23 protein-coding genes are annotated in these 23,579 nt (G+C 43.4%); 15 read left to right on the top strand and 8 right to left on the bottom strand.

Annotated features, from left to right (window positions below; all coding sequences use genetic code 11):
* Positions 1-26: 26 nt before the first annotated feature.
* Positions 27-2,270 carry a cation-translocating P-type ATPase gene (locus tag ICV01_RS06925; protein ID WP_215286895.1) on the top strand — a complete coding sequence of 748 codons (2,244 nt, stop codon included), beginning with the start codon at positions 27-29 and terminating at the stop codon, positions 2,268-2,270.
* Here ICV01_RS06925 and ICV01_RS06920 read toward each other — a convergent pair.
* On the bottom strand, positions 2,258-2,905 hold the full coding sequence (locus tag ICV01_RS06920; RefSeq protein WP_215286894.1) for a glutathione S-transferase family protein: 648 nt from the start codon (positions 2,903-2,905) through the stop codon (positions 2,258-2,260). The genes ICV01_RS06925 and ICV01_RS06920 overlap by 13 nt on opposite strands.
* Positions 2,906-2,956: 51 nt before the next feature.
* On the opposite strand from ICV01_RS06920, the gene ICV01_RS06915 reads away from it, so the two are divergent.
* Both ICV01_RS06915 and ICV01_RS09135 read left to right on the top strand, forming a co-directional pair.
* Positions 2,957-3,811 carry an NAD(P)H-hydrate dehydratase gene (locus ICV01_RS06915; RefSeq protein WP_215286893.1) on the top strand — a complete coding sequence of 285 codons (855 nt, stop codon included), beginning with the start codon at positions 2,957-2,959 and terminating at the stop codon, positions 3,809-3,811.
* 56 nt (positions 3,812-3,867) lie between these two features.
* Positions 3,868-4,002: a hypothetical protein gene (locus ICV01_RS09135; protein ID WP_256440694.1), complete on the top strand. Its 135-nt coding sequence runs from the start codon at positions 3,868-3,870 to the stop codon at positions 4,000-4,002.
* Positions 4,003-4,070: 68 nt separating this feature from the next.
* Here the strand turns inward: ICV01_RS09135 and ICV01_RS06910 are convergent, their stop codons facing one another.
* Positions 4,071-4,532, bottom strand: a complete 462-nt coding sequence (locus ICV01_RS06910; protein WP_215286892.1) for a DUF2147 domain-containing protein — start codon at positions 4,530-4,532, stop codon at positions 4,071-4,073.
* Positions 4,533-4,652: 120 nt separating this feature from the next.
* The gene (locus ICV01_RS06905) at positions 4,653-6,077 is read right to left on the bottom strand and encodes a DEAD/DEAH box helicase (protein ID WP_251369333.1); all 1,425 of its coding nucleotides are present in this window, start codon (positions 6,075-6,077) and stop codon (positions 4,653-4,655) included.
* 248 nt (positions 6,078-6,325) lie between these two features.
* Here ICV01_RS06905 and ppa point away from each other — a divergent pair, with 248 nt between their 5' ends.
* From ppa to glnK, 3 genes are read left to right on the top strand one after another with little or no spacing between them, the layout of a single operon-like run.
* Positions 6,326-6,859, top strand: coding sequence for an inorganic diphosphatase (gene ppa, locus ICV01_RS06900; protein WP_215286890.1), 534 nt, complete (start codon positions 6,326-6,328; stop codon positions 6,857-6,859).
* A gap of 47 nt (positions 6,860-6,906) precedes the next feature.
* On the top strand, positions 6,907-8,523 hold the full coding sequence (locus ICV01_RS06895) for an NAD+ synthase (protein WP_215286888.1): 1,617 nt from the start codon (positions 6,907-6,909) through the stop codon (positions 8,521-8,523).
* A gap of 48 nt (positions 8,524-8,571) precedes the next feature.
* On the top strand, positions 8,572-8,910 hold the full coding sequence (gene glnK / locus ICV01_RS06890; RefSeq protein ID WP_215286887.1) for a P-II family nitrogen regulator: 339 nt from the start codon (positions 8,572-8,574) through the stop codon (positions 8,908-8,910).
* On the opposite strand, the gene leuE is transcribed toward glnK, so the two are convergent.
* Both leuE and trxB read right to left on the bottom strand, forming a co-directional pair.
* Entirely contained in the window at positions 8,911-9,549 is a 639-nt protein-coding gene (gene leuE, locus ICV01_RS06885) for a leucine efflux protein LeuE (protein WP_215286886.1), read from the bottom strand. It abuts the gene before it with no gap.
* Between the two features lie 44 nt (positions 9,550-9,593).
* On the bottom strand, positions 9,594-10,547 hold the full coding sequence (gene trxB, locus ICV01_RS06880; protein ID WP_215286885.1) for a thioredoxin-disulfide reductase: 954 nt from the start codon (positions 10,545-10,547) through the stop codon (positions 9,594-9,596).
* A 51-nt stretch (positions 10,548-10,598) separates the two neighbouring features.
* On the opposite strand from trxB, the gene ICV01_RS06875 reads away from it, so the two are divergent.
* The 5 genes from ICV01_RS06875 to ygiD all read left to right on the top strand — a co-directional run bounded on the left by ICV01_RS06875 (position 10,599) and on the right by ygiD (position 16,298).
* Positions 10,599-12,905 (top strand): DNA translocase FtsK, encoded by a 2,307-nt coding sequence (locus ICV01_RS06875; protein WP_215286884.1) that lies wholly within the window; start codon positions 10,599-10,601, stop codon positions 12,903-12,905.
* A 76-nt stretch (positions 12,906-12,981) separates the two neighbouring features.
* Positions 12,982-13,542, top strand: coding sequence for an outer membrane lipoprotein carrier protein LolA (locus ICV01_RS06870; RefSeq protein ID WP_251369332.1), 561 nt, complete (start codon positions 12,982-12,984; stop codon positions 13,540-13,542).
* A 60-nt stretch (positions 13,543-13,602) separates the two neighbouring features.
* Positions 13,603-14,913 carry a serine--tRNA ligase gene (gene serS, locus ICV01_RS06865; RefSeq protein ID WP_215286881.1) on the top strand — a complete coding sequence of 437 codons (1,311 nt, stop codon included), beginning with the start codon at positions 13,603-13,605 and terminating at the stop codon, positions 14,911-14,913.
* Between the two features lie 194 nt (positions 14,914-15,107).
* On the top strand, positions 15,108-15,389 hold the full coding sequence (locus tag ICV01_RS06860) for an HU family DNA-binding protein (RefSeq protein WP_215286879.1): 282 nt from the start codon (positions 15,108-15,110) through the stop codon (positions 15,387-15,389).
* Between the two features lie 123 nt (positions 15,390-15,512).
* On the top strand, positions 15,513-16,298 hold the full coding sequence (ygiD, locus tag ICV01_RS06855; protein ID WP_215286876.1) for a 4,5-DOPA dioxygenase extradiol: 786 nt from the start codon (positions 15,513-15,515) through the stop codon (positions 16,296-16,298).
* A gap of 6 nt (positions 16,299-16,304) precedes the next feature.
* On the opposite strand, the gene ICV01_RS06850 is transcribed toward ygiD, so the two are convergent.
* Complete coding sequence (locus ICV01_RS06850) at positions 16,305-17,168, bottom strand: SAM-dependent methyltransferase (protein WP_215286874.1); 864 nt, start codon at positions 17,166-17,168, stop codon at positions 16,305-16,307.
* Between the two features lie 94 nt (positions 17,169-17,262).
* Here ICV01_RS06850 and ICV01_RS06845 point away from each other — a divergent pair, with 94 nt between their 5' ends.
* Complete coding sequence (locus tag ICV01_RS06845) at positions 17,263-18,870, top strand: peptide chain release factor 3 (RefSeq protein WP_215286872.1); 1,608 nt, start codon at positions 17,263-17,265, stop codon at positions 18,868-18,870.
* Positions 18,871-18,905: 35 nt separating this feature from the next.
* Positions 18,906-20,528, top strand: a complete 1,623-nt coding sequence (gene nadB / locus ICV01_RS06840; RefSeq protein ID WP_215286870.1) for an L-aspartate oxidase — start codon at positions 18,906-18,908, stop codon at positions 20,526-20,528.
* Here nadB and nadC read toward each other — a convergent pair.
* Both nadC and nadA read right to left on the bottom strand, forming a co-directional pair.
* Complete coding sequence (gene nadC, locus ICV01_RS06835) at positions 20,525-21,394, bottom strand: carboxylating nicotinate-nucleotide diphosphorylase (protein ID WP_215286869.1); 870 nt, start codon at positions 21,392-21,394, stop codon at positions 20,525-20,527. The genes nadB and nadC overlap by 4 nt on opposite strands.
* Positions 21,395-21,406: 12 nt before the next feature.
* On the bottom strand, positions 21,407-22,519 hold the full coding sequence (nadA, locus tag ICV01_RS06830; RefSeq protein ID WP_215286867.1) for a quinolinate synthase NadA: 1,113 nt from the start codon (positions 22,517-22,519) through the stop codon (positions 21,407-21,409).
* Positions 22,520-22,635: 116 nt separating this feature from the next.
* Here nadA and ICV01_RS06825 point away from each other — a divergent pair, with 116 nt between their 5' ends.
* Positions 22,636-23,067, top strand: a complete 432-nt coding sequence (locus ICV01_RS06825; RefSeq protein WP_215286865.1) for a polymer-forming cytoskeletal protein — start codon at positions 22,636-22,638, stop codon at positions 23,065-23,067.
* A 130-nt stretch (positions 23,068-23,197) separates the two neighbouring features.
* A complete protein-coding gene (gene panD, locus ICV01_RS06820) occupies positions 23,198-23,566 on the top strand; it encodes an aspartate 1-decarboxylase (protein WP_215286864.1) in 369 nt (122 codons plus the stop codon).
* The last annotated feature ends 13 nt before the right edge of the window (positions 23,567-23,579 follow it).

Genomic DNA, 23,579 nt, shown 5'->3' with positions numbered 1-23,579 from the left:
GTATCTACAATTTCATTATCAGTCGTATGAGTCAATTAGTCACCTTAAAAATAGATGGTATGACTTGTGCTTCTTGTGTGGCGCGAGTAGAAAAAGCGTTATTAAAAGTGCCGGGTGTTGACGCGGCCAGCGTTAATTTGGCGACTGAAAAAGCTCAAATAAGAACGTCTGATGTCAGTTTGGTGGGCGACATTCAGAAAACGTTGATAGAGGCTATTGAGAAGTCTGGCTATGAAGCTACTCTGGCTGATCATTTACATCAGACTCAGGCTCGAAAAAAAATAATTGATCTTTATGGCACAAATGCTCTACTTATCGCGATTCTTTTATCTGCTCCATTAGTATTGCCCATGCTTTTAATGGCTTGGGGTATCCATGTCATGTTACCCGCATTAGTTCAATTTTTATTAGCTACTCCGGTTCAATTCATTTTAGGTTCACGTTTTTATGTGGCTGGATATAAAGGGTTGTTATCCGGTTCTGGAAATATGGATCTGTTGGTGGCTATCGGTACGAGTGCAGCATATGGTTTAAGTATTTATCAGTGGCAGCGGTCGGGTTGGGGAAACCCTCATGAGCTCTATTTTGAGAGTGCAGCAGTTGTTATCACGCTTGTCATGTTGGGTAAGTGGTTGGAGAAGAGGGCTAAAAAAGAAACCACGGAAGCTATTACCGCATTACAAACTTTATGGCCTGAAAAAGCGAAGCTCATTAGTTCAAAAACAATTGAACCTAATATGGCTTATCTGGAAGTGCCTATTGGTCAAATCATTCCTGGTGATTGGGTGGTTGTATTGCCGGGCGAACGTATTCCAGTTGATGGGGTGGTGTTGGAAGGGAGTAGTGAATTAGATGAGTCGATGTTAACTGGTGAGACCAAATTAATTCTTAAAACCGTTCATTCAAAAGTGACGGGTGGTTCCATGAATGGTGCTGGGCGTTTACTAATACAGGCCGAAGGTGTTGGTGAGGAAAGCACTTTAGCCAAGATGATTCGTTTGGTTGAGGATGCTCAAGCTGAAAAAGCACCCATTCAACGATTGGTTGATCAGGTTAGCTCATGGTTTGTGCCGGTAGTTGTTTTAATTGCAGCGGCAAATTTTTTATTTAGTTTCTTTTATTTGGGACATTTAGAAGAAGCTATTTTGCATTCAGTAGCTATTTTGGTGATTGCATGCCCTTGTGCCTTAGGTCTAGCAACACCAGCAGCCATTATGGCGGGTACGGGCGCTGCAGCGAAGTATGGCATCTTAATTAAAGATGCTCAGGCTCTTGAATTGGCTCATCGTGTCAATGTGGTGGCCTTTGATAAAACGGGTACGTTAACAATTGGGCATCCTCGCGTCATGGGCATGCGACCATTAGAGCCTCATCAGGAATCTGAAATCATTGCATTGGCTCATGGTTTGCAAATGGGAAGTGAACATCCTCTTGCTAAAGCGATTGTTGATTTTTCTGTTGATAAAAAAATTGAACCTGCCTTGTTTTCTGAAATAAAGGCATTGGTAGGGCGGGGTGTTTCTGGGCTTAGTTCGCTATCTCATGATGAGTTTTCGTTAGTGAGTCACCATGGATTGCTAGCTGATGCTGATGAAGCAGAGAAAATTATTTTTAATCAGATAGCTCAGCAATATTTAAATGATGGATTAAGTGTATCTTGGTTGAAAAATGTCACAAAGCAAGAGGTGTTGGGTTTATTTGCTTTTGGTGATGAGTTAAAGCCAGGGGTAGCATCTGCCATTGCTCGATTAAAGAGCATGGGGGTGAGAACTGTCATGATTTCAGGTGATAACCGCACAGTTGCTAACTTGGTTGCTCATGAGGTTGGTATAGATCAGGTCTTTGCTGAGGTCTTGCCGGCTGATAAGGCCAAAATCATTCAATCATTAAAGAAAGAATCAACTGCTCATTATGTGGCCATGGTGGGGGATGGTATTAATGATGCGCCTGCTTTGGCGGCCGCTGATGTGGGAATCGCTATGGCAACCGGAACTGATGTTGCTATGCATGCGGCGGGTATTACATTAATGAGGGGCGATCCCGGATTAGTGCCAGATGCGATTGACATTTCAAGAGCAACTTGGCGAAAGATTAGGCAGAACCTATTTTGGGCTTTTTTTTACAACCTGATTGGCATTCCATTAGCTGCGGTAGGTTATTTGAGTCCGGTAATGGCTGGTCTTGCCATGGCAGCTTCTAGTGTGAGCGTTATAACCAACGCTTTATTGTTAAAGCGTTGGTCTAAGTCTAGCGAACGTTATTTCGCGTAGGTGTCTAACGTAATTTCCTCTTTCGCCATAATCTTTTTGACGACAGGATGATCTGCTACTTTACGAGCGTAAGCTTGATAATTTGGATAGGCACATGGGTCCACGCCAGCAACGCCAGCCCATCTAATGAAGGCAATGGCATAAATATCTGCAGGTGTTAATTGGCTACCGCAAATGTAGGGTGAATTTTTTTGGCACATGCCATCAATTTCTGCTAGATAAGATTTGAAAATTTCAAGCGCCATAGATTTCGCACTTGCAACATCTGCGCTAAATCTTTCGGGTCTAAATACTCTAGTAAATGTTGTGTGGACAGTATTATTCATCCAGGCTAGTGTTGACAGTGCTTGGGCTCTTTCCATCGGGTCGGTAGGGAAAATTTGCGCCTTAGGAAACTTGCTATCTAAATAACTAACAATAGCTATTACTTGGGTTAGTAGTTTTCCATCAATAAGGAGAGCTGGCACCTGGCTTCTTGGGTTAATGGCTTTATATTCTGGGGTTTGTTGTTCACCATTTTTTAAATTAATGAGTGTGCTTGTGTAGCTTTGGCCAGTCGCTTCTTCAACGAGTCCTAGCGCCACATGTGGAACGAAAGAACAGGTGCCTGGACAGTAATACAAATGTAAATTCATGGTATCTCCTTATTTGTTGTAATCTGAAGTATATGCGTTGTTATTAATGGTATGAAAACACAAATTTTAGATTCTCTCTCTTTATTGTCACGCCTGCAAAGAAAGCCTCATGAGCATAAAGGGGATGCTGGCAAGGTACTTCTCATCGGTGGATCTGCCGGAATGACTGGGGCAATTTTTTTGGCGGGTAAGGCTGCTTTGTATAGTGGGTCTGGTTGGACCATTCTGGGTGTATTAGATTCGCAGGCTGCCACTTTTGTTTTAGATCAGCCTGAGCTGATGATTAAGCCTGCAAAAAAAGATCTAATCATGGAGGTTGCTCCCGATGTGCTAGCGGTTGGCCCTGGCTTAGGTCAAGGTAATTTGGCCAAAGATATATTGCGTTTGGCATTAATGTGCTCATGTCCTTTGGTGCTAGATGCTGATGCGATCAATCTTTTGTCAGAAGATGAATCACTCTTGGATTTGTTGAAAAAAAGACCAGCTTTCCAAACAGTTTTAACCCCGCATCCTGGGGAGGCCGCTCGTTTACTTAAGGTAACTTCTGAAAAAATTCAGGCTAATCGCATCGATAGCATCGAGCAATTGGTCGATGTCACTCGCTCTGTGGTGGTGCTGAAAGGGCAAAACACGCTTATTTCAGCACCTGATCATGCCATTTTATGTTGTGAAAGAGGTAACCCTGGCATGGGCGTGGGTGGTATGGGTGATGTATTAACGGGGCTGTTAGCTTCTTTAATGGCGCAGGGTATACGGCACAATTTATCAGTTTATGAGGCGGTTTGTTTGGGGGTGGAGTTGCACTCAGCCGCAGCTGATTTTCTTGTAAACAAAGGGACTGGGCCCATTGGTTTAACTCCCAGTGAACTTATTTATGAATTAAGAGAGCTGATAAATATCAAATAAGCTTGAGTTTCATGGATAATGTCGGAAATGGCAGATTTTTTAAGAGGGAGCTCTAAATGAACGAATGGCATAACGAAAGTAAAGAAGAAATTAACAAAAAGATCATTACTTTGATCGTGATGTTAGCTGGCGCAACATGTTTGGCAATTTTGTTTGCCTTGGCAGCTGCTCACATTGGTTATGTTCTTTAATATCTAAGAGCTACTAATTAAGCAAAAAGCCACCTACGGGTGGCTTTTTTCATGATGAGTTAATTGATTTATTCTTTTTGCCAAGTTTGAGTTCGTCCAATCAGGGCAATGCCAATGTATCCACGTACATCTAATTTTTTGCCATCATCGGTACTTAGTTTTACTTTATAAATTTTTCCCTCTTTAGGGTCTAAGATTTCCCCACCGGACCAGTAGCCAGTTTTATCTTGTTTTAAGCCGCTCATGATTTTCATACCAATAATAGGTTGATTTTTTCTAGCATCTGAACAAAGTGTGCAATGGGTTATGGGTGTTTCGCCGGGGCTAGGGAAAGTTTGTATAACGGTGCCTTGTAATTCACCATTAACTATATCAATTTTTACGAGTGATTTAGCTTGACCAGTTTTGTCATCAATTGTTTTCCAAGTGCCGATGACAGGGTCAGCTTGAGCTAAAACAGTTTGACTAATGCTGGCGATAGTTAATGCGAGTAAGCCAGCGATAATGAGGTTTATTTTTAGAGATTGCATATATATCCTTTTTAATCAGGATACTTTTGCTGCCTTTGAATATCTAGTTAGTATTTTCCATAAGGCTTATATAAAAATAAAGGCACCCTAGGGTGCCTTTATTTTGTTTACATAAGAAATTTATGCAAATGAGCGCTTTTGACCAGAAGGCTTCTGACCTGATGGTCTGCCGCCTGCACCACCAAATTTAGGGCCTGATGGCTTGCCTGCACCAGCAAATTTTGGACCTGATGGTTTTGCAAAGTGATTTTGTTTAAAGCTTTTGCCTTCACCTTGGCCTTGACCTTGACCTTGACGATGAGAGTTTGAAGCGTTGCTTTTTCCTTTCCCACCAAAAGAACGGCCAGGGCGACCTGATCCAGGACGATGAGAAGGTTTACGTGATTTCTCTTGTGGCTCTAAACCAGGAATCACTTCAGCTTGTAAAGGCTGTTGTGTGTACTGTTCGATAGCGCGAATCTTTGAACGATCACGGTGCTCAGCTAACGTAATAGCAACGCCACTACGTCCGGCACGACCAGTACGACCGATGCGATGAACATAGTCTTCGGCTTTCATTGGTAGGCCAAAGTTAATCACGTGAGTAATCGTTGGCACATCAATACCGCGAGCGGCTACATCGGTTGCTACCAAAATACGAGTTTGGCCTTTACGCAATGATTGAAGGCGACGGTTACGTACTGCTTGAGGCATTGCGCCGTGCAAGGCAGTCGCTTCGTGACCGTCTGCGCGCAATGAGTCGGCAATGGTTTCGCTATCAACTTGCGTGCTAGCAAATACAACGGCTTGTTCCAAGCTTGGGTCTGATAACCAGTGGCTCAATAATTTATGTTTGTGCGCAACGCTATCTGCCCAATGCAATGTTTGAGCAATGTTTTCATGCTTATCTTGGGCGCTGGCTAGTTCGATGCGGCCAGGGTTATTCATGAGGCTTGTTGCTAATTGCATGATGCGTGGAGCAAATGTTGCAGAGAACATTAATGTTTGGCCACGGCCGGCACATAGTTCGTGAATAGCTTCGATGTCGTCTTGGAAGCCAAGATCTAACATACGGTCTGCTTCATCAACAATCATGCACTTCACTTTATCCAAGCGAATAGCGCGGCTGTTGCTTAAGTCTAATAAGCGGCCAGGTGTAGCAACAACAAGGTTTGCGCCTTTAATTTGCGAAATTTGTTTGCCGTATGGCATGCCACCCATGATGGTTGCAATACGAATACCTTTGGCAAATTTAACCAAATTAATAGCATCTGTACTTACTTGTTGAGCAAGTTCGCGTGTTGGGCACAAAACCAATACTTGAGGCTCTGCTCTGCCAGGAATAGGTTTGCCATTTGGGTTGGCTTCCATTAACTGGTGTAGCAATGGCAGCAAAAAGGCTGCGGTTTTTCCGCTACCTGTTTGGCTACTTACCATCCAGTCGCCGCCTGATAGGGCAGCAGGAATTACTTTTTCTTGAACAGGCGTAGCTTGTGTATAGCCTAGTGCTGTTGTTGCTTGAAGTAGGGGTTGAGCTAATCCTAGCTCTTTAAAACTAATAGTCATAGTGGCGCACATCCCTTAGGATGGGATGTCCTTTCTGTGGTTGGTCAATTAAGGCATCGACCAACAGACAAACAAAAAGGCATGCAGTTCTCTTTAATAGAACTCTGACTGGGGACGATGTTTCATACTACAAGCGAGATTATGCCATACTTTTAATAATTTTGCTGCACCGCATAAATGGCCGTCAGGGAACTGAGGGGTTGTTTTGCTAAGATTTCACCCAATTTCACGAAAAGCATGGAGAGCACATGAGCTTAAACAATGTAAAACCTGGTTCTAAAATCCCAGATCAGTTCAATGTCATCATTGAAATTCCTATGAATTCTGATCCGGTGAAGTATGAAGTGGATAAAGAGTCTGGCGCAGTATTTGTAGACCGTTTTATGGGTACAGCGATGCACTACCCATGTAACTATGGCTATATTCCACAAACATTGTCTGAAGATGGCGATCCTGCTGACGTGTTGGTGTTAACACCATTCCCAATTCCTCCAGGTGTAGTGATTACTTGCCGTGCTTTGGGTGTTTTACATATGGATGACGAATCTGGTGGTGATGCCAAGTTGTTGGCAGTTCCGACAGAAAAAATCTTGCCGATGTACGCAAATATTCAAAAAATGGAAGATTTGAACCCATTAGTTACCCAACAAATTCAACATTTCTTTGAGCATTACAAAGACCTTGAAAAAGGTAAATGGGTCAAAGTAAAAGGTTGGGACGGTATTGAGGCTGCTAAGAAAGAAATCTTAGATAGCGTTGAGCGTTACAACAAAACTAAGTAATTCGCGAGTCTGCTGACTCTAAGCGGAGGCAATGGGATAATAGCTCCATGCCTCCCTTTTTTATTGCCCTATCTCAATCAAATCCTGTTCTTGGAGATTTACCAGGAAATGTGGCGCTTATTCTAAAAGCTGCCGAGCGTGCTCATAACGAGGGCGCTAAATTACTGCTAACCCCAGAGTTATCTGTCACAGGTTATCCCCCTGAAGATTTGTTATTGCGTGAAGCTTTTATTCAGTCTGTCGAGGCGCAAGTTGCTTTCTTAGCTAAACAGCTGGCTGTTTATTCTGATTTGCGCGTGATTGTTGGTTATCCAAGCAGAACACATGATGGTTTGCAAAATGTGGCTGGTGTTTTATATCGTGGTGAGGTCATAGCTACCTACGCCAAACAAAAGTTACCTAATCATGAGGTATTTGATGAGGTGCGTTATTTCACGCCAGGTAATGACGCTTGCATTTTTGATGTAGATGGCACCAAAGTAGGTTTAATTATTTGTGAAGATGCTTGGCATAGCGCTCCTGCAGCTCAAGCAAAGCATGCCGGTGCAGAGTTATTGGTTATTCCGAATGCCTCACCGTATCACCTTGAGAAGCAGAGTCTACGAACCGATATTCTTAGGTCAAGAGTTTTAGAAACAGGTTTGCCCTTGGTGTATGTCAATGCCGTTGGTGGTCAAGATGAATTGGTATTTGATGGAGCATCTTTTGCATTTAACCAATCTGCTGATTTAGCCGTTGTATTGCCTCAGTTTGAGGAGGCGTTTCAGTTGGTGAGGTTTATCGATCAGGATATCGAGGTTGGTGAGATTGTTGCTCAGCAACCTATTGAAGCTCAAGTTTATAAAGCCTTGGTATTGGGTGTTAAGGATTACATTGTTAAGAATGGTTTCCCGGGTGCGATTATTGGTTTATCAGGTGGTGTTGATTCTGCGTTGGTCTTGGCGATTGCTGTAGATGCCTTGGGGGCAGACAAAGTTCGTGCCGTGATGATGCCTTCACGTTATACCGCGGATATTTCTTGGATTGATGCCAAAGAAATGGCGGATAACTTATCTGTTCAATATGATGAAATTGCTATTGCCCCAATGTTTGAAGCTTTTGAACATTCACTAGCAAATGAATTTAAAAATTTACCGATTGATGCTACCGAAGAAAATATTCAGGCGCGCATCCGAGGTACTTTATTGATGGCGATGTCCAATAAGAGTGGTCGTATTGTTTTAACCACTGGTAATAAGAGTGAGATGGCTGTTGGTTACTGTACGTTGTATGGTGATATGGCAGGTGGTTTCGCTGTGATTAAGGATATTGCGAAAACCTTGGTTTATAAACTTTGCGCATATAGAAATAGTTTAAGTCACGTGATTCCTGAGAGGATTTTGACTAGGGCGCCATCTGCTGAATTGAGGCCTGATCAAAAGGATCAGGATAGTTTACCTGCTTATGAAATCTTAGATGCTATTTTGGCTAAATATATGGAGCAAGATCAGTCTATTGAGTCGATTATTGCTGAAGGGTTTAAAGCCGAAGATGTTGAAAAGGTAACTCGATTGATTAAGATTAACGAGTACAAGCGCAGGCAGTCGCCGATTGGCGTGCGAATCACGCAGCGCGCATTTGGAAGAGATTGGCGTTATCCAATTACTAACAAATTTAGAGCTTAAGTGGGCCGCCTATAAATTTAGGTATTATGAAGTTATTAGGAGATTAATATGAAACAAATTACCGCGATTATTAAACCGTTCAAATTGGATGAAGTGCGTGAAGGTTTGGCTGAGTTGGGTGTAACAGGATTGACTGTGACTGAGGTTAAAGGGTTTGGCCGTCAAAAAGGCCACACAGAGTTATATCGAGGCGCTGAATATGTGGTTGATTTCTTGCCAAAAATTAAGGTGGAAGTAGTTGTTGCCGATGATCGCGTTGATGCCGTGATTGATGCAATTGTTAAAGCTGCACATACTGGCAAGATTGGTGACGGTAAGATTTTTGTAACGCCTATTGAGCAAGTTATCAGAATCAGAACTGGCGAAACCAACGAGTCTGCCATCTAATTAGTCTAATAGTAGTTTTAGACTAAATCCGATAAAGAGTAAGCCTACTGAGGCGGTTGCCCAAGCAGCAAAACGATGTTTTTGACTAAATGCTTGGGCTAATCTTGAGCCCATCAAGATGAGTAAACTCAAATAACCCAAACTAAGCAGTTGTAGTGTGATGCCCAGTACCAAAAATGACTGCCATGGTTTGTCGTGGGTGGTGTCTAGAAATTGGGTAAAAAAAGAAACAAAAAAGACGATACCCTTTGGGTTGGTCAGGGAGAGCATCATGGCTGCCTTGGTAGGGTGGAGGCCTGTGAGCTTAATGGATGGGGTTGATGTATGGAGGGTGCCATGCATTTTCCAGCGCTTAACGCCTAATAGGATTAATTTATATCCCAGGTAGCTTAGATAAAGAGCTCCAGCAATTTTGATCAACATATAAACATTCGGTGCGTTGATCATTAAGGATGCGGCGCCGATGGCGGCTAGAAGCATGAGTAGGGTGTCGCCCGTCATGATGCCGATACCTCCTAATACGCCTGTTTTCCAACCCTTTTGGGCGGCCATCGTGAGGACGTATAGAGAGTTTGGTCCGGGTAATAAGATAATAAAAATGGCACCTATTAGATAGGTGCCAAAATTAAGAACTCCCATGCTCTCAAAACTCGGGAAAAACATGGGCTAACTACTTTAGATAGTTATAGTGTTTCTAGGTAGCGTTGGGCATCTAATGCCGCCATGCAACCAGTCCCCGCGCTAGTGATAGCTTGTCTGTAGATATGGTCCTGTACATCGCCTGCTGCAAAAACGCCGGGAATATTGGTGGCTGTTGCGTTACCTGTTAAGCCTGTTTTTGTTTTAAGGTAACCGTTTTCCATATCCAACTGACCCACAAATAAGTCAGTGTTAGGCTTATGGCCAATTGCCACAAATACGCCTTTGAGGGCGATATCTTTTTTATTACCCGTGTTGTCAGCTACGCGCACACCTGTAACACCCGTGTTATCACCTAAAACTTCGTCTAATTGGCTGTTCCACTCAATGGCCACTTTACCTTCAGCCACTTTGGCCATGAGGCGGTCAATTAGGATAGGTTCGGCACGGAATTTGTCTCTACGGTGAATAACGGTCACTTTATTCGCGATACCAGCAAGATAGAGGGCTTCTTCAACAGCGGTATTGCCGCCACCAATGACGCAAACATCTTGGTTGCGATAAAAGAAGCCATCACAAGTAGCGCATGCCGATACGCCTTTGCCCATAAAAGCTTCTTCACTTGGCATGCCTAAATATTGAGCAGAGGCGCCTGTGGCGATAATAAGCGAGTCGCAGGTGTAGGTGCCGGCATCGCCCACTAAACGGATAGGTTTCTCAGTTAAAGCTGCTGTATGAATGTGATCAAAGACGATTTCTGTCTTAAAACGCTCAGCATGCTCTAAAAAGCGCTGCATTAATTCAGGGCCCTGAACGCCATGAGGGTCAGCTGGCCAGTTTTCCACCTCGGTCGTCGTCATTAATTGACCGCCTTGGGCGATTCCTGTGATTAGCACGGGGTCTAGGTTGGCTCTGGCCGCATAAACGGCAGCTGTATAGCCTGCAGGGCCTGATCCAAGGATAAGAACTTTTGCGTGTTTGGTATTTTTTGTCGTCATTTTGCAATTATAGAAGCTTCAAAGTTTCTTGTTGATTACAATCTAGATAACATGGTCAGAATAGCCTCTTCCTCTACCCCTCCTTCAGCTGGAGATCCGTCTAATCAGCGTATGGCTAAGCTCATGCGTGAGGTGAAGTGGATCGCCTTTATGGCCCTTACGGCAGCATTGTTTTTAGTATTAGTGAGTTATAGCAAAGGCGACCCAGCTTGGTCTCATGCCAATCAGGTCGCAACGGTTTCCAATATTGGCGGACGTTTTGGAGCCTGGATCGCCGATTTATTGTTTTATGTATTTGGAGCCTCTGCTTACTGGTGGGTGGTGCTTTTATTAAGACGTGCCGTGCGAGGGTGGCAGGAGCTGACTGCAGCTAAGTTACCAGGTCAAGAACTTGAACCTGAGCCATTTTTACCTAGATTGTTGGGATTTGGTTTAACCATGTTCTCTTCCATGACGCTGGAGTCTATTCGCATGCATAGCATGACAATGGATTTACCAAGACCGCCAGGTGGCGTTTTGGGGGAATTGTTGGGCGACCCATTGCAGATGGCGATTGGTTTTACTGGTGCGACATTGCTGTTATTGGTAACCCTTGCGATTGGCGCTTCTTTATTTTTACGTTTTTCTTGGTTGAGTTTGGCTGAGCAGGTTGGCCGCACTTTGGAGCTTTCTTTTAGGCGTATTCGAGAGCGTAGAGAATCAGAAGAAGATCGTCGTATTGGTGAGCAAGCGGCTGAAGAGCGAGAAGAAGTTGTTGAGGAGGAGCGCGTTAAGATTGAAGACGCACCTCCGGTACCTATTTATCGCGCTCCTTTAACTGTGGTTAAGAGTGAGCGCGTTGAGCGTGAAAAGCAACAGCCATTATTCGCGGAAATCACTGATTCAGAGTTGCCGCCTTTATCGCTGTTAGATCCTGTTCCGCCGTTAAAAGAAACTATTTCTGCTGACACTTTGGAATTCACTTCTCGCTTGATTGAGAGAAAGCTTAAAGAGTTCAATATTGAAGTAAAAGTTATTTCTGCTCATCCTGGCCCGGTGATTACGCGCTATGAGATTGAACCTTCAGTAGGTGTGAAGGGCAGTCAGATTGTTAATTTGCAGAAAGACTTATCTCGCGCTTTAGGTGTATTGAGTGTTCGCGTGGTTGAAACGATTCCCGGTAAGACCTGTATGGGATTGGAATTGCCAAACCCTAACCGTCAAGCAGTGCATTTGACAGAAATTTTGAGCTCGCGTGTTTATAACGATAGCTCTTCTTTGTTAACGCTATCTTTGGGTAAAGATATTGCGGGCGCTCCGGTTGTTGCTGATTTGGCAAAAATGCCACATTGTTTGGTGGCGGGTACAACAGGCTCTGGTAAATCGGTGGGTATCAACTCCATGATCTTGTCTTTGCTTTACAAGGCAAAGGCTGATGAGGTTCGTCTCATCATGGTTGATCCTAAGATGCTAGAGATGTCTGTTTATGAAGGTATTCCACATCTGTTATGTCCAGTTGTAACAGATATGAAGCAAGCCTATAACGCGCTTAATTGGGCTGTTGTAGAAATGGATCGTCGCTATAAGTTGATGAGTAAATTTGGCGTGCGTAATTTGGCTGGCTTCAATAAAAAAATTACCGATGCTGAAGAAAAGGGTGAGCATTTGTATAACCCCTTCAGCTTAACCCCTGATGATCCAGAGCCATTGCATAAAGCACCCGTTATTGTGATTGTGATCGACGAGTTGGCTGACTTGATGATGGTAGTGGGTAAGAAGATTGAAGAACTGATCGCGCGTATCGCTCAAAAAGCTCGTGCGGCAGGTATCCACTTGGTTTTGGCAACACAACGGCCAAGCGTGGATGTGATTACTGGTTTAATTAAAGCCAACGTGCCGACCCGTATTTCTTTCCAGGTAAGTAGTCGTATCGATAGCCGCACCATTCTTGATCAGCAGGGCGCTGAAAGTTTGTTGGGTATGGGTGATATGTTGTATATGGCACCAGGTACGGGATTGCCTATTCGTGTGCATGGAGCCTTTGTAACTGATGATGAAGTGCATCGTGTTGTGACTTGGCTTAAAGAGCATCATGGTGAACCTCAATATATCGAATCTATCCTAGACCCTCAAACTGAAGTCGATGCTAACGGCGGTGAAGCTAGTGCAAGCGGTGAGGCAGATCCATTGTATGACCAGGCTGTGGCTATTATTTTAGAAAATAAACGCGCTTCGATTTCTTTGGTGCAGCGCCATTTGCGTATTGGTTATAACCGTGCAGCACGTTTATTAGAAGATATGGAAAAAGCTGGCTTGGTTTCAAAGATGGGTAGTAACGGTAACCGTGAAATTTTGGTGCGTAGTGCGGGCGATAACTAAATTAATTTATAGCGTATTGTTTTTAATACCTTCATTAGCAAGTGCCAATGAAGGCGTTAACCAGTTTAAAAACTTTTTGAGTCAAGTTCAGAGTGCTGAAGGGGATTTTGTTCAGCAGCAAGTAAGACCTGCTAGGGCTGGCGAAGATAAACCCAAAGTGCTGCGTAAAAGCCAAGGCCATTTCATTTTTCAAAGACCTGGCAAGTTTGTTTGGGAAACCTTAAAACCTTTTGAGCAAAAAGTTATTGCTGATGGTCAGCGTTTGCTTTTATGGGACAAGGATCTTAATCAACTGACGATTCGACCAGTTGGTCAAAGTCTCAAATCTACGCCTGCAGCGATTTTGTTTGGTGGAAGCTCAGTTGAAGATTACTTTGACTTAATACCTGGTGAAGAAAAGGGCGGCATGTTCTGGGTGGAGCTTCAGCCTAAGAGTGGTCAATCTGGTGTCGAGGCCCCTTATTCTCGGATAGGTATTGGTATGGCGAATGGGGCTCCTGCAGGTTTGGAGTTGCACGATAATTTTGGAAATGTAATTTTGATTACATTAAGTAGAATTAAAATAAACACCTCTGTTGGTATCGATACTTTTAAGTTCACGCCACCAGCAGGTGCTGATGTTTTAAAAGTGCAATAAGCATTTTTAAAAAATTAAAGCGATTAAACACCTGAAGTTAAATTATTTTTTGAGAAAAGCATGATAGATATTCAGCTACTACGTAAAGATTTGGATGTGGTTGCCGCTCGTTTAGCTGAGCGCAAATTTATTCTGGATAAAGATAAATTCATCATGCTTGAATCTGATCGTAAGCAGGTGCAAAGTCGCACAGAAGAATTGCAAGCTAAAAGAAATCAGTTAGCTAAAGCCGTTGGTATGAAGAAGGGCAAGGGCGAGGATGCCTCTGCTGAAATTGCTGAATCGACTGCTGTTAATAATGAGTTGCAAACTTTGACTGAGCGTTTGAGTGTTTTGCAGGCGCAGTTAAATGATTTTTTGATGAATATCCCCAATATTCCTCATGAGAGCGTACCTTCAGGGAAGGATGAAACGGATAACCAGGAAATTTTGCGTTGGGGACAAATTCCCCAATTCGATTTTTCAGTTAAAGACCATGTTGATTTAGCGCTTGGTTTTGGTTTGGATTTTGACGCTGCTGTGAAAGTCACTGGTTCTAGATTCGCTGTGATGCATGGTTCGATTGCTCGTTTGCATCGCGCATTGGCGCAGTTCATGTTAAATGCTCATGCTGATGCTGGGTATAACGAGGTTAATGTGCCTTTGATTGTGAATGCTGACTCTATGCGAGGCACTGGTCAGTTACCTAAATTTGAAGCTGATTTATTCAAGGTGCCCCGAAAAGTGGGTGGGGATGATCAGGATGAGAGTAATGAAGTGACTTATGAGAACTTTTACCTCATTCCTACGGCGGAAGTGCCTGTAACTAATTTGATGCGTGACACCATTACACCTGCTGAGCAATTACCTAAGAGATTTGTGGCGCATACGCCTTGCTTTAGATCTGAAGCAGGTAGTTATGGGCGAGATACGCGTGGCATGATTCGTCAGCATCAATTTGAAAAAGTGGAGTTGGTGCAAATTACAAAGCCGGATGATTCTGAACAAGCTTTAGAGTCATTAACACTTCAAGCTGAAAGCATCTTGCAGCAATTAAATTTACCTTACCGTAAAGTTTTGTTGTGTACTGGCGATATGGGGTTTGGTAGTACAAAAACTTATGACTTGGAAGTTTGGTTGCCAGCGCAAAATACTTATCGTGAAATTAGTTCTTGCTCCAATATGGGGGATTTTCAAGCGCGACGTATGCAAGCACGTTTTAAAAGTGGGCAAGGTAAACCTGAATTGGTGCACACATTAAATGGTTCAGGCTTAGCGGTTGGTCGAACCTTGGTTGCTGTGTTGGAAAACTATCAACAGGCAGATGGCTCTATCAAAATCCCTCAAGCTTTGCAAGCATTTATGGGCGGTATTGAGGTAATGAAGGCCTAATTTATTGGGCCTTTCGGAATAAATGGGTGCCTCACCAATACGGGGCATAGGTAAAACCCTAAAAAACCTTATTAATACTGGCTGACAGAAGAATAAATGTGTTTTAATAGCGTCAATACAACAGTAATTAATTTTATGAATAAAAATTAATACGGGTTGTATATATTCCCAGTTCTAATGTTGAAAGGTAAACAATGAATAAAGCTGAATTAGTAGAAAAAATTGCAAAAGATGCTGACATTTCTAAAGCATCTGCTGAAAGAGTTTTGAATACATCTATCGAAGCAATCATCAAAGCTGTTACTAAAGGTGACAAAGTTCAATTGATCGGTTTTGGTACATTCGGTTCAGGTAAGCGCGCTGCACGTGTTGGCCGTAACCCAAAAACTGGCGAAGCTATCAAAATTGCTGCTGCTAAAACTGTTAAGTTCACAGCTGGTAAAGCATTTAAAGACGCTGTTAACAAGCGCAAGTAATTTCTCCTTAGCGAGATAAAAAGGGCTGCTTAGGCAGCCTTTTTTTTATGGCTTATTTTCCTGGTGAATATCTAAAAGTAAGAAATTCGCTAAACTAGATGCCTATATTAGAAAGAAAATCTCATGAGCCAAGCCACCAATAAACTGCCAGCTGTCTTTTTAGGCCATGGCACCCCTATGTATGCGATCGAACCTTGTCATTACACGGATGCTTGGGTGGAGTTGGGCAAATCGTTACCTAGACCTAAAGCGATTTTGATGATTTCTGCGCATTGGTTAACTAGGCAAACATGGGTCACGGCCATGGAGAAACCTCAAACGATTCATGATTTTGGCGGTTTCCCTAGTGAGTTATTTGCACAGCAATATCCAGCGCCAGGTAGTCCTGATTTAGCGCGTTTGGTTCAAGAAATCATGGCTCCTACACCGGTTATTTTGGAAGAGCATGAGTGGGGTTTTGACCATGGCACATGGGCAACACTTAAATATTTATATCCTGAAGCGGACATCCCGGTGGTGCAGTTAAGCTTGGATGCCACCTTAACGGGGGCTCAGCATTACGAGTTGGCTAAAAAATTAAGGCCTTTACGCGAGCAAGGTATTTTGATTGCAGCCAGTGGGAATGTGGTCCATAACCTTATGCTGTTAAATCGTTCTGATAAAAAAGGCGAGGATTGGGCGCATCGTTTTAATGATTACTTCAAAAAGCATCTCTTAGAAAACAATCATCCACCTCTAATTAATCCTATGACAATGGGTGTTGAGGCAAAAATGTCTATTCCAACGCCGGAACATTATTGGCCAGCTTTATACATCTTAGCTCAACAAGAAGCTGGTGAAGAGATCAAAATTGTGAGCGATGGCATTGATACCGGTTCTGTCAGTATGTTGTCTTTTACTGTGGGCTAAGAAGCGTTAAGCAAATCTTTCTTCAAAACTGCTTAAACCAATTTCCGCCAAAATTTTTGTTTTTCTTTCTTGGGCTTTATGCCCTGGAAGATTCTTTTGTGTCGCGATAATTAGCTCATTTTTCATGGAATGTTCCCAGCCAACCAATTCCGTGACGGTAACGCTATAACCATGTGACTCAAGTTGTAGGCAGCGTAGTACATTAGTGATGTGACTACCAAACTCTCTTGTATGTAATGGGTGGCGCCAGATTTCAGCTATTTCATTTTTTAGAGTTTTATTTTTGCCTTCACGCAAAGCTGCAGCGATTTCTGCCTGACAGCAGGGCACTAAAACGATATGTTGCGCTTTCTTGTGGAGGGCAAATCTAATTGCGTCATCAGTGGCTGTGTTGCACGCATGAAGTGCTGTGACGACATTTACTTCCTGAGGTAGTAGTGGGGAATTCAGTGATTCCTCAACGGTTAGATGCAAAAACTCCATGGAGTTAAAGTTAAGTTGCTCTGCTAAGTCTTTCGATTTTTTTACTAATTCTTCTCGGACTTCAATACCAATAATTTTGCTGGGTTCTGGTTGTAATTTGCAAAATAGATCATTGAGGATGAAGCCTAAATAGGATTTTCCGGCGCCATGATCGACTAAGGTGAGAGAGTGTTTTCTGGCGAGTACTTCTTTTAGCAAAGGTTCAATGAATTGAACTAAGTGGTAGACCTGCTTTAATTTTCGGCGGCTATCTTGATTTAATTTGCCATCTCTTGTGAGGATGTGAAGTTCTTTTAACAGCTCGATAGACTGTGTTGGCCTGATTTCATGCTTTTGTGCATCAGGTTTTGAGGAAGAATCATTTTTTTTGATACTTTTAGTGTTCATGTTTACTTTGCTGACCCTAAGGGGGTTTATTGCTTAAATAGTGCTGATTTGTGCTGTCTAAACTAAACTATAGGGCTATTTGATTGAAAAGCCTATGAATTACAGCAATGATATCGTCCGAGAGGTCGCAAGACGTAGAACTTTCGGCATTATTTCTCACCCGGATGCGGGTAAAACGACCCTAACAGAGAAACTATTGATGTTCTCTGGAGCCATTCAATTGGCTGGAACTGTTAAAGCCCGTAAAAGTGGCAGGCATGCCACTTCTGATTGGATGGAAATTGAAAAGCAACGTGGTATTTCCGTGGCTAGTTCCGTTATGCAGTTTGAATACCGTGACCATGTCGTTAACCTTTTGGATACCCCTGGGCACCAAGACTTCTCTGAAGATACTTATCGTGTATTAACAGCGGTTGATTCGGCGTTGATGGTAATTGATGCTGCTAAAGGTGTGGAAGAGCAAACAATTAAGTTGTTAAATGTCTGCCGTATGCGTAATACGCCAATTATTACCTTTGTTAATAAGATGGACCGTGAGACGCGTGACCCCATGGAGTTGTTGGATGAGTTGGAGTCTGTCTTAAAGATCGAGTGCGCACCGGTCACTTGGCCTATCGGGATGGGTAAAAATTTCCGAGGGGTTTATCACCTGATTAACGATGAGATTTTGTTGTTTGCTGCTGGTAATGACCGGGCTGATCAAGAGTTTGAATTGGTTAAGGGTATTGATAATCCGAAGCCGCACGAGATGTTCCCTGATGAGATGGCGCAATTGCGGATGGAGGTTGAGTTGGTGCGTGGCGCATCCCATCCATTTGACTTGGATCGCTTCTTAGCAGGTTTGCAAACACCTGTTTTTTTTGGTTCCGCTATTAATAACTTTGGCGTTCGTGAAATTTTGAATGCTTTGTTGGATTGGGCGCCAGCTCCTAGAGAACGTGATGCAACAGTTAGGTCTGTAGATCCTCGCGAGGAAAAATTCTCTGGATTTGTTTTTAAAATTCAGGCGAATATGGATCCAGCTCACCGAGATCGCATTGCCTTCTTACGTGTGTGCTCTGGAAAATTCACCCGCGGCATGAAGATTAATCATCTACGCATTAATCGCGATGTAAAAGTGTCTAATGTGGTGACATTCATGGCATCTAGTCGCGAGCAGGTTGAAGAGGCTTACGCAGGCGACATTATTGGTTTGCCTAACCACGGCAATATGCAGATTGGGGATAGCTTTTCCGAAGGCGAGTCATTGCAATTTACAGGTATCCCTTACTTTGCACCTGATTTCTTTAGGGTGGCGCGTATTCGTAATCCGATGAAAATTAAACAATTGCAAAAAGGTTTGCAGCAGTTGGGTGAAGAAGGGGCAGTACAGGTATTTAGACCCGTTAATAGCAGTGATTTAATCTTGGGCGCAGTTGGTGCTTTGCAGTTTGAAGTGGTTGCAAGTAGATTAATGAACGAGTATGGTGTAGATGCGGTCTTTGAGACGGCTAGCATTAATTGCGCACGTTGGGTCAGCTGTGAAGATAAAAAGATGATGACTGATTTTCAAAATTCTTCGGCGGGTCATCAATTAGCTTTAGATGCTGCTGATAATTTGGCATATCTAGCAAGTTCTGCTGTTAATCTCCGTGTGACTCAAGAGCGTTGGCCGCAAATTGTTTTTCATGAAACTAGAGAACATGCAAGCAAGTTGAGCTAATCACTATTGAGATAAAACTTAATTAATCGTTATTTATGACATCCGCCAATAAGCCAGCCATACAAGAGTCCTTGCCCGTTATCGTGATCGGTGCCGGCTTGGCTGGTTTGACTGTGGCACTTGAGTTGGCTGAATCACGCCAAGTGATTGTGATGGCCAAACGTGGTTTATCGGAGTCTGCCACGGCTTGGGCTCAGGGTGGCATTGTGGGTGTTTTGGATGAAAAAGATAGCGTGGACGCTCACGTCAAGGATACGGTTGAGGCAGGTGCTGGCTTGGTGGTTGAGTCTACTGCAAGATTCATTGCCGAGCGTAGTGCCGATGCGATTGATTGGTTGATAGAGCAGGGCGTCCCATTTACAACGGATCCTGCCGGCCCTAAAGGGTTGCATTTAACAAGAGAGGGTGGGCATAGTCATCGACGTATTGCTCATGCCGCTGATGCAACGGGTAAGGCGATTCATGAGGTTCTGTTAGATAAAGCTAAGCAACATCCCAATATTCGTTTGTTAGAGCGTTGGATGGCTTTGGACTTAATTACTAATAGACATCTCAATACTAAAAAACCAGAGAAAAGTAATCGTTGCTATGGCGTATATGCCTTGGATATTGCTAGTGGCAAGATTGAGTCAATTCCAGCTTCTGCGGTTGTTTTAGCAACAGGTGGCGTTGGTAAGGTCTATCGATATACCAGCAACCCAGAAACCGCTACCGGCGATGGTATTGCAATGGCTTGGCGAGCTGGTTGTCGTGTTGGCAACATGGAATTTGTGCAGTTCCACCCTACTTGTTTGTACCATCCACAAGATAGAACTTTTTTGGTGACTGAAGCGCTAAGAGGTGAGGGGGCGCAATTAAAACTACCTGATGGTACGAGATTCATGCCCAATCATGATGAGCGTGCTGAATTAGCGCCTAGAGATATCGTGGCCAGAGCGATTGACTTTGAGATGAAAAAACATGGCCTTGATTATGTCTTGTTGGATGCAACACATTTAGGTGAGGCTTTCTTAAAGGAACATTTCCCAACAATTTACGCAAGATGCATGGCTTTGGGAATTGATATAGCTAAAAAACCAATTCCGGTTGTACCTGCGGCGCACTATACCTGTGGTGGTGTGGTGACGGATTTGAAAGGCAAAACCGATTTGCCAGGTTTATATGCCGTTGGTGAAGCTACTTATACAGGTTTGCATGGCGCTAATCGTTTGGCTAGTAACTCTTTGTTGGAGTGCGTGGTCATTGGCAAGGCTGCTGCGGTTGATATCGCTAAACATCCTTTTAAGCAGATGCCAGATGTGCCAACTTGGGATGAAAGCCGAGTGGAAGATGCGGATGAGAGTGTGGTGATTTCTCATAACTGGGATGAGTTGCGTTTATTGATGTGGAACTACGTCGGCATTGTCAGAACTAATCGACGTTTAGAGCGCGCTTTGCATCGAATTGAATTATTGCGTGATGAAGTGCAGGAATACTATGCCAACTTTAGAGTGACGCGTGACTTATTGGAGTTACGCAATTTATTAAGTTGCGCGGAGTTGATCGTGCGTTCAGCTCTCATGCGTAAGGAGAGTCGTGGTCTACATTACAGTAGAGATTACCCACAGAGCTGGACGGTTTCTTATCCAACCATCCTAACCCCGCTCAATCGCTATTAAGCTTTAATGGGTTGAACTCGTAATGAGAAATCAACAGCGATAACATCTTTGGTTAACTTACCAATAGAAATTCTATCGACGCCGGTTTCAGCAATTTTTCTTAATTGATCTAAGCTCACGCCACCAGAAGCTTCTAAAAGTGCGGTGCCCTTAGTGATGGCTACTGCCTCGCGCATTTGTTCCGTCGTGAAGTTATCAATCAGAATGTTGGTTGCACCTGCATCTAAAGCTTCTTTTAATTCGTTTAAATCTTCAACTTCAATTTGAATCTCAACCCCTGCGTTGAGATTGAAAGCTGCTTGCATAGCAGCTTTGATGCTGCCTGCTGCCGCAATGTGATTTTCCTTAATTAAGATGCCATGCCACAGAGCTAAACGTTGATTTTGACCGCCACCTACAAGCACCGCATATTTTTGGGCGCGTCGTAGACCTGGAATAGTTTTTCTTGTATCAAGTACCGCGCAACCTTTAGGGTTCGGGCTGGCTCCTACGATAGCTTGCACATGTTGACGAGTGATCGTGGCAGTCCAAGATAGTGTCTGTAAAAAGTTGAGGGCTGGACGCTCGGCACTTAATAATGCTCTTGGTTTGGCTTTGATGATGCAGACGGTGGAATTTTCCGTCATGAGCGCACCTTCTTCATATTGCCAATCAATGGTTGCGGAAGGGTCTAGAGCATGTAGGCAATCTTCAAACCAGTCTTTGCCGCAGAGAACGGCTTCTTGCCTAACAATCAATTTAGCTTCAACCGGTTTTGTGTCAGGTACCAGTTGAGCAGTCCAATCGCCAGTACCGACATCTTCTAATAGGGCATCTTTGACATTGCGTTCGCGTGCTTGTTCTAGGGACTCGTTGTAATTAAACATAGAAATTATTCTTTAAGCGCTACCAATATTTTTAACAAAACCATGTTGGGCTTTGGCTAGGAGTTCAGGGTGTTCTGTTGTGAAATTCAACATGCGGTCAATACACACTTTGGCTTTTTTACCTAAAGCGGGATCAACTTTAATCTCGCCAGATTGATGGGTTAAGCAATTCAGAATGCCCGCAAGCCCATTCATGGCCATCCATGGGCAATGCGCGCAGCTTTTGCATGTGGCGCTATTGCCAGCTGTTGGTGCCTCAATCAATGTTTTGCCCGGAGCTAATTGACGCATTCTGTGAAGAATGCCTTTGTCTGTTGCTACGATATATTCTTTGGCGGTACCTTCAACAACCGCTTTAATCATCGCGGAAGTTGATCCGACTACATCTGCTAAATCAACGACATTTGCTGGCGATTCAGGGTGAACCAAAATAAGCGCATCAGGATGTTTGGCTTTGAGATGTTCCAATTCAATGCCTTTGAATTCATCATGAACAATGCAGTGCCCTTCCCAGAGCAACATATCCGCACCTGTTTGATCTTGGATGTATCGACCTAAATGTCGATCAGGTGCCCAAAGTATTTTTTTACCTTGTTGTTTCAAGTAATGAACGATTGCTAGCGCGCACGAACTTGTTACCATCCAATCGGCGCGTGCTTTGACTGCTGCACTCGTGTTGGCGTACACCACAACCTCTCGATCAGGGTGCGCATCACAAAATTTTTCAAAGTCTTCAGCAGGGCAACCCAAATCTAAAGAGCAGGTCGCATCTAAATCAGGCATGAGCACTGTTTTTTCAGGGCTTAAGATTTTTGCGCTTTCACCCATAAATTTAACGCCAGCAACAACTAATGTTTGTGCCGCATGATTTTTGCCAAATCTAGCCATTTCAAGCGAGTCGGCTACTAGGCCGCCTGTTTCCCAAGCTAAATCTTGGATATCGCTATCAACATAATAGTGGGCGACTAAAACAGCATTTTGAGCTTTTAGAGCAGCTTTAATTGCTTGAATTGTTTCGGCTTTTTCAGTTTGGCTTAGAGGTGCTGGAACTTTTGCCCAAGCTGTGGCGGTACAGGTAACGCCTGCGGCATCCTGTTTGGGGTAATCAAATAATTCTTTGTTCATCTATGAATATTAAGGCAATTTTTACAATTAACCATAAAGCTAGTTGTTTTTATTAGAGCAAGGGGTCTATAGTTATCCAAAGTTCAATTCAAATAAAGATGCCCCCTAGGAGGTCCATGATGTTTGGTAAGCGTAAATCTTCTTTGCTTGTTCCTACCAATGAGAAGTTTGATACTTTGGTTGGGAAAACTACTGAGATTGTTGGTAAGGTGATTCTTGCTGAAAGTTTGCGAATTGACGGAAAAATTAGCGGCAATATTGAGTGCCAGCCGGATGCTAAGGTGACTGTTGCGATTGGTCAGGATGGTGAAGTGGTGGGGGATATCCACGCCTACCGTGTGGTGGTGGCAGGGAAGGTCGAGGGAAGCATTTATGCCTCTGAGCGTGCGGAGTTTCATCCAACAGCGCGTGTCCATGGCGACGTTACCTATGGCTCTATAGGCGTTGAGCATGGCGCAAAAATTATGGGGCAGATGATTCAGGGGGTGGATAAGAAAACCGCCCATGAAGCCTTTGAGGCTATTCGTTCGGTGCAGGACAAAAGATAGTCATTCCAAAGACGAAATTCGACGATTTTTAAATTTCACGCCCTTGAATTGAGGGTGGATAAATAAATCTGCTTAAAATTTGGTTTTCTAGGCTGATGACAGGGTAGAATCCGCACCCGGAGGAAAGATTATGCAAAGAATCATGTTGCGCGCTAAGTTGCACCGTGTCACGGTGACAGAGGCCGATTTAGAGTATGAGGGGTCATGTGGTATTGATGAGGATCTGCTCGATGCTGCGGATATGCGCGAGTACGAAAAAATCGAGCTATACAACATAAATAATGGCGAGCGTTTTTCAACTTACATTATTAAAGCCGCGCGTGGCTCTGGGGCTATTTCATTGAATGGCGCTGCTGCACGCAAAGCTCATGTGGGCGATTTGTTGATTATTTGTACTTATGGCTCTATGAGTGAGGCAGATGCTAAGACATTTATTCCTAAAGTAGTCTTGGTGAATGAAAAGAACAAAATTAAAGAGATTAAAAAGATTACGGTTTAATACTGTAATGAAT

The sequence above is a fragment of the Polynucleobacter sp. MWH-Spelu-300-X4 genome (genome assembly GCF_018687515.1).
Taxonomy (GTDB): domain Bacteria; phylum Pseudomonadota; class Gammaproteobacteria; order Burkholderiales; family Burkholderiaceae; genus Polynucleobacter.
Note: the sequence above shows the minus strand (reverse complement) of the source record. Positions and strands in the feature narration are given on the sequence as shown.